A 13404-nucleotide genomic window follows, 5' to 3' on the forward strand; every position below is an offset into this window, starting at 1 on the left:
ATATATTGTTTTTGAGGTATTTTTCAATTGATTCTTTGGAAAACACCACAGGGGCGACCCTTGTGGTCGCCCGTTGGTGAGGTACTGGTCGTAGCGTGATTAAGTTTGAATAATTAACCGTCATACTACCAAATGGCTTTGTTGAGGCGACTTGCGCCGCTGGTTGAGTGGAGCTTCGCTCCGTTGAGTAGTCCTTCGGACTGTTGAGATTTTGCAGTACTGTTCTTTCTCAACAGCCCAAAGGGCTACTCAACGGCACGCAGTACCACTCAACCAGCGGCGCAAGCCGCCTCAACTGTCGGGGTATCCCTAGTTATCATCCCATCTAATGGAACAGCAATCAAAAATTAATCAAGTCGAAATGAATAAAAACCAATAACTTTATCCTGTAAAATTGTTTTGGTATTAAATGCCTTTTTCAAACTCATTTAGGCATTCATACAATACATCGTAATTTTTAAGGAATAAACAGATTAGTAGTGAGCACTTCAGAGAATCATAGCCGAATGACAATAGAACAACTATTGGCAGGATATAGACAATCAACAGGACTACAACTGTTGATGGAAGAGATTCGAAGAAAAGATAAAGGAACGTTTCACCTGAAGGGGTTGGCGGGTAGTTTGGATGCGCTTTTTGTTTCTACACTTTTTTTGGAAACCTCAAGAACACAAATGCTGATTCTACATGATAAGGAGGAAGCTGATTACTTCTTCAATGACTTGCAGGGACTATTACCTGATCATGAGATCCTATTTTTTCCTACTTCTTATAAAAAGCCTTATCAGTTTGTTGAGGTTGATAATGCGAACATTCTGCAACGGGCAGAAGTATTGAACCGAATGAATGATAGAGGGGATAAGGGCGTGTTGTTGGTAACCTATCCTGAGGCTTTGACCGAAAAGGTTATTAATCAACGCTCTTTACTGGAGAATACTTATACCGCTAAGGTGGGAGAAACCTTAGATCCGGAGTTTATTACCGAAATGCTGATAGAGTATGAGTTTGAAAAAGTAGATTTTGTTTATGAGCCGGGGCAGTTTGCAGTTCGTGGAGGAATTGTAGATATCTACTCTTATGCCAATGACTTTCCGTTTCGGATAGAGCTTTTCGGGAAGGAGATTGATACAATTCGTACGTTTGATCCACTTACTCAGTTGTCCAAAGACAGCTGTGAGCAAGCGCCTATTGTTCCGGATGTACAAACAAAGTTACTAGAAGAAATTAGAGAATCCTTCTTCCGTTTCTTGCCAAAAGATACGATCGTTTGGATGAAAGATGTACAGTTGATACAAGATACGATAGATAAGTATTATATATCAGCAGTAGAACAGTTTGATGAGATTGTAGAAGCAACCAAGCAAACACAGATCATGCTCCGCCCAGAAGAGTTATTTGAGCAGGTGGAGAACTGGAAGGAATATCTTGATAATTATTCGAAGGTAGAGTTTGGTAATCGTTTTTACTTGACTGCAGATAAAGCGATTGAAGTACAAGCTAGCGCTCAACCTTCTTTTAATAAGGATTTCAATCTATTGGGAGATACGTTGGCCGCAAATGAAGCAAAAGGCTATCAGAATGTCTTGCTCTCTGAGTCTCCTCGTCAGTTGAACCGTTTGCATAGTATCTTTGAGGAAGTGGATGATAGTCTTCACTTGAAGGAGTTACAGTTGGGATTGAGAGGAGGTTTTTTGGATGAGCAAATGGGATTGGCGTGTTATACGGATCATCAGATTTTTGAGCGCTTTCATAAAGCCAAGAGCAGGGCAAGGTTTTCTACTTCTGGCGCATTGACCTTAAAAGAGCTGCAATCACTGAATATAGGAGATTATGTAACACATATTGATTACGGAATTGGTCGATTTGGAGGATTGCAGAAAGTAGAGGTGAATGGACAGGAGCAAGAGTCGGTACGTCTTATTTTTAGGGATGACGATATTGTGACAGTGAGTTTGCACGCCTTACACAAAATCTCGAAGTATACAGGGCAAGAAGGAAGGACACCTATGGTAAGTAAACTAGGGTCTCCTGAATGGGAAAAGAAGAAGTCAAAGGCTAAAAAGCGAGTAAAAGATATCGCCAGGGAGTTGATCAAGCTATATGCCAAGCGAAGGGCATCTAAGGGATATGCATTCTCTCCAGATAATTATTTGCAAGTAGAGTTGGAGTCTTCTTTTCTTTATGAAGACACTCCAGATCAAGCGAAGTCTACAGCGCAGGTCAAAGAAGATATGGAAAAGAGTTATCCGATGGATCGCTTGGTTTGTGGAGATGTAGGTTTTGGAAAGACAGAGATTGCGATCAGGGCGGCATTTAAGGCAGTGTGTGATAGTAAGCAGGTCGCTGTGTTGGTACCTACTACGATTTTGGCAGTACAGCATTATCATACTTTTATGAATCGCTTGAATGGGTTGCCATGTAATGTAGAGTTTGTCAATCGCTTTAAAAGTGCTAAGCAGATCAAGGATATTGCGAATCGTTTGAAAGAAGGGAAGATCGATATTCTGATTGGAACACATAAGATTACGAGTAAGGCATTTGAATATAAAGACCTGGGACTTCTCATTATTGATGAGGAACAGAAATTTGGAGTAAAGACAAAAGATAAAATTAAAGAGTTGAAGGTCAATGTAGATGTATTGACACTTACAGCAACGCCTATACCCCGTACTTTACACTTTTCTCTTATGGGAGCCAGAGACTTATCGGTAATCTCTACACCACCACCAAACCGTCAGCCGGTATCTACTATACTATCGACGTATGAAGAGACAATGGTACGAGATGCAATAGATTTTGAGTTATCGAGAGGGGGACAGGTATTTTTTGTTCACAATAGGGTGAGTGATATTGAACATATGGCTAACCGTATATTGGAGTTAGTACCAGATGCCCGGGTAGCGATGGCACATGGACAGATGGAGGGCGCCCGTTTGGAGAAAATCATGATGAAGTTTATTGAGGGAGAATACGATGTGTTGGTTTCTACCAATATTATTGAGGCAGGGCTAGATGTACCAAGTGCGAATACTATTATTATTAACCGCGCACATATGTTTGGGCTATCGGATTTACATCAGATGAGAGGGAGGGTAGGTCGTTCCAATCGAAAAGCTTATTGTTATATGCTTACTCCTCCGATGATTAACCTTTCGGCAGAAGCCCGTAAACGTTTGAGTACATTAGAACAGTTCTCTGACTTGGGAGATGGTTTTAAAGTAGCAATGAAAGATCTGGATATTCGGGGGGCAGGAAACTTACTGGGAGGAGAGCAATCTGGTTTTATTACAGATCTTGGATTTGATGCTTATAATAAAGTGCTAGAAGAAGCAGTGGAGGAACTGAAGCAAGATGAGTTCAGGGCTTTATTCTCCAAAGAACTGGAGGTAAAGGAACTTAATGTCAGTTGCAGTATTGAAACAGACTTTGAGATTCTTATTCCGGAGGAATATGTCAGTAATATCTCTGAGCGACTAAATTTATATATGGCTGCCGATAAACTTAAGGACGAAAAGGCACTGCAAAAGTTTACGCAATCTTTGAAAGATCGTTTTGGACCTTTACCAGAACCGGTAGAAGACTTGCTTCGTACAGTTCGTTTACGATGGGTGGCAGAGAAATTGGGAATGGAAAAACTGATGCTGAAACAAGATACACTTAAGATTTACTTGGTGGAAAGTAAGCATGAATCCTATTATCAATCAGAAACTTTTGGGAAGGTATTGGCTTTTGTACAAAAACATTCTCGTCAATGTATAATGAAAGAGACAAAAAAACGTTTAATAATCGTAATTGATGAGATATTATCAGTAGATCAGGCCATACAATGTCTAAATCAGATCAAATAATGAAATCTTATCAAGAAATATCTTAAAAATCAATTCGCTTTGTTTCTTTTTAAAAGAAATTTTTTGATTTTTCAGAGATAAATTTCTTTGGGTATAGTTATTGATATTTTTTTTTCAATCCATACGAAAAATCAATTAGCAATCACTTGTAAAATAGGATACAAAGAACAAGGGACTCCCCTTACTTATATCTTTTCATATTATGAATAAAATTAAATCTTACGTTTCCTTCTTGAGTATTATTGCTGTTATGGCTTCTACAGCCTGTTCAGGACCAGGAAAGCCAAATGCATACGAACCCGGTAGTAAAAGTACAAAAACGGGGCTGTCGTATGTCCGCAATAAGCGAGATGCCAATAATGAAGACTTTGAGGTTAGAGACTTTAAAGGGATGCCAGAAGTACCGGATATGGTTTACATTGAAGGTGGACGTATGACCCTTGGCTCTATGCAAGAAGATCCATTACACTTGAATAACAATATTGAAAGAACGGTAACAGTATCTTCTTTCTTTATGGATCAAACAGAGGTGGCAAACATTCACTGGTTGGAGTATCTTCATGCACACAGCCATTATAACACAGACTCTTCTAATACAGAGGCTAAAGCATTTTATGATGGTTTACTACCAGATACTACTGTATGGGTAGAGGATCTAGCTTATAATGATCAGTATAGAGATCACTACTTGCGTTACCCTGGATTTAGATTTTTTCCAGTAGTAGGGGTTTCTTGGGTACAAGCTAACGAGTATAGTAAATGGAGAACTCAAGTCGTGAATAAGCGATTGGCTTTGAATTCTGGAGATCCAGAAATCGAAGAAGTAGCAGAAAACATTTATCACTACTTGCCTTTACCAACAGAAAAAGAAGAGTTGGAAAGTCAGCAACGTCTAATGAAAAGTATTTCTTTAGAGACAGGAGTTGTCTTACCTAGCTTCCGTTTGCCTACAGAGGCAGAGTGGGATTATGCGGCTCAGGCAATGATCGGTCTGCAAGACGTGGATGAAATTTATAGTGAGCGTAGAATCTACCCATGGGATGGACACTCATTGAGAAATCCTTATGGAGAAGAAATGGGTAACTTTATGGCCAACTTTAAGAGAGGTCGAGGTGACTACGCAGGTATTGGTGGACAGCCTAATGATGGCGCTGCAATTACGCAGGAGATTTTTGACAACCCACCAAATGACTTTATGCTATACAATATGGCAGGTAACGTAAGTGAGTGGGTATTGGATGTGTATCGTCCTACTTCTTACGAAATGGTGAGTGGTTTGAACCCTGTACGTAGAGATGGAGCAAAAGACCCTCAGGCCGATTACAATGACATGTATGGAGGTGTAGAGGATCGTACTTATATCTCCAACAAGATTAGAGTATACAAAGGAGGTTCTTGGAAGGATTCAGCTTACTGGTTGGCAGTAGGTACAAGAAGATTCTTACACGAAGAGGACGCTTCTTCTGCGATCGGTTTTAGATGTGCCATGACTTATCCTGGTAGAAATCGATAGAATAATCGATCATAAGATAAATGAGAAGGCTTACCGAGAAATCGGTGAGTCTTTTTTTTGTTTATCGGTTATTGCTCATCGCTTATCGTTTAAAAAAATACCTTTAAGGTATTGTATGTCGTTTAGGGGTAAAATAACTTTCTTAACTGATAACTGATAACTGATAACTGATAACTGATAACTGATAACTGATAACTGATAACCGATAACCGATAAAAATCTAAATACTTGAATTTCTTTATGCTAAGGCTACCTTTTCATTATAAAAGAATTGTAAATAACAGGCATAAGTCATATTTTTGCTACGAAAATTAATATGATTTATATAGATTGAAACTATTCATATTCATGAAAAAATCAATTGTAAGAGTAGCAGCAGGTCTGGCACTTCTTTCTTTGGCTGCTTGTGGTCAGCACAATGAAGCACCTAGCAAAGGAGTAAATTTGGACAGCGAGAGAATCTACGGAGAGTCAAGAGGTGCAGCTCCAAAACAGATCAAGGAGAAGCCTTTGGATAGACCATCTACAGAAGCATTGGAGCGTATTTCTAATATCAAGGAAATCCTTTACGCAGGAAATTAATTGAATTAGGCTACGGCCAAAGTCAATACAGGGATTCCTGTTTTTTTGACTTAAGACATTAAAAAAAGCGTCTCACTTCTTAGAAGTGAGACGCTTTTTATATGAAAGGACAGTAGCTGCTTATGCTTGCTCCTGATCCATTTTAGCTTTCATGATCTCTTCAAACTTCGCTAGATCAACACTCTCGCTTGCAATAGTGATTTGCTCCTGAATGTAGTCGAATAGCTTGTTATTGAATACCTGCTCATAGTACTCTTGGTAGTATTTGCCATTCTCAGCAGTTAGCTGGTTCTGAACAAACTCTGTTAGACGCTCCTCAGGAAGGTCTCCCATACCAAACTGTGCCATTTGTGCAGCAATTTGCTCTTTTGCGATTGCTTCAATCTCGTTGTGCTCAACTTTGATCTCAGCAGACTCAGCAACTTTATTAGAGATAGCTCTCCACTTCACTGCTTTCAAGAAGTTAGGGAACTTCTCCTCGATCTCCTCATCAGACAATTTGTTGTCGTTAGAAGAGTTCAAGATACGCTTCAACAATTCCTCAGGGAAAGAGATCTCAACTTTCTCAGAGATTTCATCTCTGATGCTGTCGTTCAAGAATGCTTCGATAGAAGGTTTGTTAGCATCTCCGATCAATGTAGCGATCTCAGCTCTGAATTCCTCTTCGTTAGAAGCTTTCTCCTCACCCAATACTTTGTCAAAGAATTCTTGGTTCAACTCAGGAGCTTCTTTTCTCTTGATAGCAGAGATAGTTGCAGTAAACTCACCAGTGAAGTTTTCTGACTCCTCTTGAGTACCACCAAATAGTAGACGAAGTTTCTTAGGATCTTCGTAAACTTTCTCAGCTTCAAAAGTAACCTCTTCTCCTACTTTCTTGCCGATAAATGCTTTACGTACTTCTTCTTGTACTTTCTCATTAAGCTCTAGCGTCGCTTCTTTTTCGAAGTCGTTAGAAGCCGCTTTGAATGTAGCAACTACGTTGTCACCTTCTGCAACTTCCTCTGCTTCTACCTCATTAGGGTATGCTTCGATCAAACGGTTTACCGTGTTGTCGATATCAGCGTCAGAAACGTTCAACTCATATCCTTTAACAGAGATCTCTTCTGAAAGTGTCAAGTCTACTTCAGGAACTACCAATTCGAACTCTAGTGTGAATTCTTTAGCTGCGTCCAATTGCTCAGGAGTAAGGAAGTCTCCTTTGAACATTGGTTGGAACATTGCATTGACGTTGTTCTCCTTCAAGTATTGGTCTACAGACTCACTTACTGTGGCGTTGAAAACGTCCATTTTAAGGTCTTTACCTACCATCTTCTTTACCAAAGATGCAGGGACTTTACCAGCGCGGAACCCTTTAAAGTTCGCTCTTTTAGCTTGCTCTTTTACGCGTTGGTTGTACTCGGGTAGGAAGTCGCTTTCTGCAACTTTTACAGTTAGCAACCCGTATGAGTTCTCTTTTTTATCGAGTATTAATTCCAAGGTTGTAATGATTTATGATGAGAAAATCCAAATCTGTTATATACCCTTTAATATACTACAAAGGGGACATTTTGGGCAGTGTTCAAACAAAAAATTCTCAATCTGCTTCGATTGAGAATTGTTGTTTTTAGCTGCTTACTTTGTGCGGATGGAGGGACTCGAACCCCCACGCCTCACGGCGCTAGAACCTAAATCTAGTGCGTCTACCAATTTCGCCACATCCGCATTATTTTTTATGCCGTGCAAAGGTAATTATTAGTTTTATTATTACAATAATTAATTGAATATTTTTTTATAAAACTATATTTCCTGAACAATAGGTACTTTTCTAAATATCTTATAAATTAAAATTGTTGAATTTATATAACTTAGCCTGAAAGATCGTCACACATAAAGACCACACCATGAAGATTGATGAAGCGAAGGAAAAGCGAGAGCTGATCAGGAGGTATAGAAACCTATTGCAAAAGGCCGCCCCTTTATTGAAGGAAGGTGACGTTAAAATAATTAAGAAGGCCTTTCTTTTTGCTGTTGATGCACATAAGGACATGCGCCGAAAATCCGGAGAGCCTTTTGTGTACCATCCGGTAGCGGTGGCTACCATCGCAACAGAGGAGATCGGCTTGGGAACTACCTCTATTGTAGCGGCCCTACTACACGATGTTGTGGAGGATACCGATTATACGATAGAAGATATCTCTGAGCGATTTGGAGAGAAGGTTGCACAGATTGTAGAGGGATTGACCAAAATATCGGAGAACTCAGCCAGAGGAGAGTCCATACAGGCTGAGAATTTTCGTAAGATGCTCCTGACCATTTCGGAGGATATTAGGGTGGTACTGATTAAGATCTCAGACCGCTTACACAATATGCGTACGTTGGAAAGTATGCCTAAGGATAAGCGTTTGAAAATTAAATCAGAAACAGAGTATATCTATGCGCCATTGGCACATCGTCTGGGGCTTTATAATATTAAGTCTGAGTTGGAGGACCTTTCGCTGAAGTATTCAGACCGTAAGACCTACGATGAGATTGTACATAAGCTGATAGAGTCTGAGCCAGCCAGGGTGAAGTTTACTCAGACATTTACGGAACCAATTATTCGGGAGTTAAATGGGTTAGGGGTACCTTATAGAATAAAATCCAGAACGAAGTCTATTCGATCGATCTATAATAAGATGCGTAAACAGGATGTCCCTTTTGAGGAGGTATTTGACCTGTTTGCTATCCGAATCATTTTTGACTCCCCTATGACGGAAGAAAAAGCTATGTGTTGGCAAGTATACTCTGTAGTGACCGATTATTATCGTCCGAACGTGAGTAGGCTCCGGGATTGGGTAAGTATGCCTAAGGCTAATGGATATGAATCTTTACACACTACCGTGATGGGGCCAGAAGGGCATTGGGTAGAAGTACAGATTAGAAGTGAACGCATGGATGATGTGGCTGAAAAAGGATATGCCGCACACTGGAAATATAAAGAACAAGGAAAAGTACATCAGCGAAAAGCACACGAGCAAGGGATTGAAGGATGGATTAGTGCCGTTCGGGAGATGCTGGAGAATGATAAGGAGAGTGCCATAGAGTTTATGGATGACTTTCGATCAAACTTGTTCAGTAAGGAAGTCTTTGTTTTTACGCCTAAAGGAGATCTAAAAGTATTCCCTAAAGGAGTCACAGTTTTGGATTTTGCCTTTGATATCCATACAGAAGTTGGAGCAAAATGCTTGGGAGCTAAGATTAATGGAAAGCTCGTTCCATTAAACCATGAACTGAAAAATGGTAATCAGGTAGAAATTCTGACTTCTAATAAATCTAAGATTAATGAAGGCTGGTTGCAGTATGTGAAGACTTCCAAGGCGAGGTCAAAAATTAAGTCTTACCTGAAAGAGGATAAGAAACGCACTGCAGCATTGGGTAGGGAAATTGTACAGCGTAAACTGAAGCAGTTGCACCTTCCAATGAATGATACCACCTTGAAGCAGCTGAGAGAGTTTTTTGATATTCGTACGGATCTGGATCTCTTCTTTAAGATTGGAGAGGGGAAAATTGATCATACAGAGATCAAGAAGTTCAATGAGCAACATAATGAGAATGAAAAGATCCGTTCCGAAAAGCTCGTTCCTGAGGATGCTAAAGAGTTTAAGAAGCGTATTCGTAAGATCCGACAGGATGGAGACGAGTTAGTGATAGGAGAGGATATGGACAATGTTCACTATTCTTTAGCCCAATGCTGTAACCCTATTTACGGAGATGATATCTTTGGGTTTATCACGATCAATAGTGGAATCAAGATTCATCGCACCAACTGCCCAAATGCTGTCTCTATGATGGCAAACTATGGGTATCGTATTATTAAGGCGAGATGGGCCAATCAGCAAGATGAGGAGTTTGAGATTAAACTGAAGCTGGAGGGAACAGACCGAGTAGGGTTGGTGAATGATGTGACGAGGGTGATCTCCATGCAGATGAAGGTAAATATTCGTTCCATCTCTATTGATACTGAAAGTAGTATCTTTAAAGGAGTGATAGGTGTTTCCGTTATGACCACGGAGGTGGTAGATGAACTCATACAGAACTTGATGAATATTGAAGGAATGGTACGTGTGACACGCATAGATTAATCTGAGAAAGATACCTTAGGCATAAGGATATAAATTTATCTTGGGGAAATACCATTAAGAATTATAAAATTGTATATTACTCTTTCGTAATTAGACGTTATAAGGAAAGAGCCTTGGCGCTTATTTGTAATAGTCATGTAGAATATAAAGTGTATAGTAGGCACACTTTAATTAAGGAAATACAGAGTATTTACCTTTTTGCATGTCTTAGGGCAATAGGCTCACTTTTTAGCATTACCTACGCTGTGATTAGAGAGAACTATGATAAACGAACGTATACTTCACCTTTGTCATGATATATCCCGAGAGGTGACACTTAGTGGATTGTCAAAAAAAGTACTGACGATATTTCAAGAAGAGCTAAAGTCTGACCGTTTGACCTTATTGGTACATTCGGGTGATGAGCTACATTTATTGTCAGAACTAAGAGGAGAGCAATTCGACCATAAAGGAAAAATGATAGGGGTGGATGCGTTTATGGTACCTCTACAGTTTTTAAATGGAAAGAAAGTAAACACACATGCTATTGCAACTAAGGCAGCCTACGAGGCAGCCTTCTCTGCTGACATTTATTTAAAGGAGAATAAACCGGAGTATATAGGTGCTTTCCCATTGAATAATGGAGACGTATATGTGGGAATGATTTACTTTGAGGGATATCATCCTATAGCTATTTCGGAAGAAAAGCTTCAGGAATTGACTCTCTTGACGACACAAATCGCCATTTCTCTTCAAAATAGTGTCTTCAACCATTCATTGATGACGCAGTTGATGGAAACTGAGCAGGAAGGAGTGAAAGAGGAACAGCAAGAGAAGGAACGCACACAGTATGAAGAGACTGCAGGAAAACAGTTGGAGTTGATTAGTGAGATAGCAGAAGGTATTCTTCAGGCTAATTCAGTTTCTCAAGTTGTAGGGAATATTTATCCGAAGCTGGCTCAAATGATGGATGCCACAGCATTGGATATAGGAATATATAATACGAGAAAAGGAGTAATTGAATTTCCTGCCAATATTAGGGAAGGAGAGACGATGCCATCCAATGCTTATGACATTAAAGATGAGAGTAAGCTGGAGGTGAAATGTTTTAATACCTCTGAGAGTTTAATAGTTTCTGGAAATACGGCAGAGCTAACTACAGCGGCAGGAGAGGTGGAAGGAGATAGAGAGTCTAGTGTATATGTTCCTATTCAAGACAAAGGGAATACCTTAGGTGTCTTGTCGGTAAAAACGGCAGGTCCTTCTCCTTACAATAAGTACCATGTGAGTATTATGAAAAGTGTAGCTTCTTACATGGCAATGCTATTGGAGCGTACACAAAGTGAGCAGAAAGAGCGCACCAAGAAAAAGCGCACAGAGAAAAGTGAGCATGAGCAAGAGTTAGAACAAGCCTATAAAACGGTAAAGCTCTTGGGAGAGATCGGACAGGATATTATTACCAACCTTTCTGTTGATAAGATTATCGATACGGTATACGATAATATTAACCGTCTGATGCATGCACCTATTTTCTCTATTGGTGTTTATAATGAAGCCAAACACCGTGTGGACGTACCAGGTACGGTCGAGAAAAATAAGAAACTACCAGCCTATTATTATGATATCTCTGATGATACGAAGTTATCCGTACAGTGTTTGAAAACACTGAAAGAAATTCAGATCAATGATTTGTCTTTGCAGTATACGGATTTCTTTGGTGGAGAGGTTCCCGATAAAATTGAGGAATTACCTCAAACAGTCCTTTATTTACCTTTGATTGGTAAAGGAGGTGGACTAGGAGTATTGACCATTCAGAGTTATGACAAGGAGGCCTACTCAGAACGGGATATTGACTTGCTAAGAAACCTTACCGTTTATATCGGTATTGCCTTGGATAACGCCTTGGTGTACGAGCAAATGGAAGGGAAAATCAAGGAAAGAACCTTGGAGCTGATGGAGCAGAAAGAGGAAGTGGAGAAAAGTAGAGATGAGCTGGATCGTTCTTTCAAAAACATACAGTTGCTTTCAGATATAGGCTTAAAGCTGACAACACAACTTTCTACTGCTGATATTATTCGTATGACGTATGATAACGTCAACCAAATTATGGATGCGACGGCCTTTGCGGTAGGAGTAATTGAGGAGTCAACACAACGAATTGAGTTCTTGGGTTCTATGGAAAAGGGTAAGGAGCTTCCTTTCTTTTATCACCCACTCAATGAGGAACACCGTTTCTCCGTTTGGTGTGCCAAGCATGCCAAAGAGGTATTTATTACTGATTTTGAAAAAGAGTATAATAAGTATTTGGATAACTATACCTTGCCAGATCAAGGAGATTTACCTGAATCGTTGATCTATGTTCCTATTTATCAGGAAAGCAAGGTTATTGGTGTATTGTCGGTACAGAGTTTTAAGAAAAATGCCTATACCCCTTATCACCTTGATATCTTACGAAACTTGGCGATTTATATAGGGGAAGCGATTAAGAATGCTAATATTCACCAACAGTTACAAGTACAAAAAGACGAGTTACAGAAGTCTAGCTGGAAGGTGACAAACAGTATTAAGTATGCCAAGCGTATACAGCAGGCAATGTTGCCAAATCGTACAGTCATCAATAAGGTATTACCAAATTCTTTTGTCTTCTATAAACCAAAGGATATTGTAAGTGGTGCTTTCTTCTGGTTCTCGGAAAATCAAGGAAAAACCTTCTTGGCAGTAGTGGATAGTACTGGAGAAGGAGTTCCTGGTGCATTTATGAGCATTATTGGAAATAGCTTGCTGAACGAGGTTGTGAATATCCGTGGTATCGTATCCCCTGCCGAAATTCTTAAAGAAGTACATTTGGGATTGTCTCGATTGATTCATCAAAAAGAATTTCAAGAAACTGATGGTATGAGCTTATCGGTAGCAGTGATTGATCAGACAAGTAACCAGATAGCTTATGCAGGAGTGAAGCACCCAATGGTTCGAGTAGCTGGAAAGCAAACAACCGTTATTGAAGGAGAGGATATTTTATTGGGAAGTAACGAACTGAAAGCAGATCATCAGTTTAAGGAATATACTTATCCTATTAGTTTGGAAGATAGTTATTACTTGATGACCGAGGGATATCAGTTGCAGGAGGGAGATGGAGATAAGAAAGACTTCGGATTGGAACAAGTCGAAGCATTAGTCAATAGCATTTCATCGGAGCCTATGCAAGTACAGAAAAAGCATTTCCGTAAGCAATTGATGAGCTGGATGGGAGACAAGACAGAGCAGACGGATGATATCTTGCTGATGGGCTTCTCTCTATAAGCTGAAGCATATACTTGTTCATAATGTTTAATTGCAATAGTTTAACTATTGCGTTCATAATGTTTAGTTGTTGACTATATTT

The 13404-nt window shown here is 39.7% G+C and carries 6 protein-coding genes and 1 tRNA gene; 5 read left to right on the top strand and 2 right to left on the bottom strand.

Going from position 1 to position 13404, the window contains the following annotated elements; translation table 11 throughout:
• Nucleotides 1-506 precede the first annotated feature (506 nt).
• From mfd to ABD985_RS05155, 3 genes are all read left to right on the top strand, one after another.
• The gene (gene mfd, locus ABD985_RS05145) at nt 507-3848 is read left to right on the top strand and encodes a transcription-repair coupling factor (RefSeq protein WP_345369767.1); all 3342 of its coding nucleotides are present in this window, start codon (nt 507-509) and stop codon (nt 3846-3848) included.
• A gap of 202 nt (nt 3849-4050) precedes the next feature.
• Nucleotides 4051-5361 carry an SUMF1/EgtB/PvdO family nonheme iron enzyme gene (locus tag ABD985_RS05150; protein ID WP_345369769.1) on the top strand — a complete coding sequence of 437 codons (1311 nt, stop codon included), beginning with the start codon at nt 4051-4053 and terminating at the stop codon, nt 5359-5361.
• Between the two features lie 348 nt (nt 5362-5709).
• Nucleotides 5710-5943 (top strand): hypothetical protein, encoded by a 234-nt coding sequence (locus ABD985_RS05155; protein WP_345369771.1) that lies wholly within the window; start codon nt 5710-5712, stop codon nt 5941-5943.
• Nucleotides 5944-6063: 120 nt separating this feature from the next.
• Here the strand turns inward: ABD985_RS05155 and tig are convergent, their stop codons facing one another.
• Nucleotides 6064-7419, bottom strand: coding sequence for a trigger factor (tig, locus tag ABD985_RS05160; protein ID WP_345369773.1), 1356 nt, complete (start codon nt 7417-7419; stop codon nt 6064-6066).
• A 143-nt stretch (nt 7420-7562) separates the two neighbouring features.
• A tRNA-Leu gene (locus tag ABD985_RS05165) sits at nt 7563-7644 on the bottom strand.
• A gap of 179 nt (nt 7645-7823) precedes the next feature.
• On the opposite strand from ABD985_RS05165, the gene ABD985_RS05170 reads away from it, so the two are divergent.
• Together ABD985_RS05170 and ABD985_RS05175 are read left to right on the top strand one after the other, a co-directional pair.
• A complete protein-coding gene (locus tag ABD985_RS05170) occupies nt 7824-10043 on the top strand; it encodes a RelA/SpoT family protein (RefSeq protein WP_345369775.1) in 2220 nt (739 codons plus the stop codon).
• Between the two features lie 261 nt (nt 10044-10304).
• Nucleotides 10305-13322 (top strand): GAF domain-containing protein, encoded by a 3018-nt coding sequence (locus ABD985_RS05175; RefSeq protein WP_345369776.1) that lies wholly within the window; start codon nt 10305-10307, stop codon nt 13320-13322.
• Nucleotides 13323-13404 lie beyond the last annotated feature (82 nt).

The sequence above is a fragment of the Algivirga pacifica genome (genome assembly GCF_039543525.1).
Lineage (GTDB): Bacteria > Bacteroidota > Bacteroidia > Cytophagales > Flammeovirgaceae > Algivirga > Algivirga pacifica.

Coding starts and splice junctions, on each gene's coding strand:
- mfd (WP_345369767.1), top strand. CDS start 507: ATGACAATAGAACAACTATTGGCAGGATATAGACAATCAACAGGACTA.
- ABD985_RS05150 (WP_345369769.1), top strand. CDS start 4,051: ATGAATAAAATTAAATCTTACGTTTCCTTCTTGAGTATTATTGCTGTT.
- ABD985_RS05155 (WP_345369771.1), top strand. CDS start 5,710: ATGAAAAAATCAATTGTAAGAGTAGCAGCAGGTCTGGCACTTCTTTCT.
- ABD985_RS05170 (WP_345369775.1), top strand. CDS start 7,824: ATGAAGATTGATGAAGCGAAGGAAAAGCGAGAGCTGATCAGGAGGTAT.
- ABD985_RS05175 (WP_345369776.1), top strand. CDS start 10,305: ATGATAAACGAACGTATACTTCACCTTTGTCATGATATATCCCGAGAG.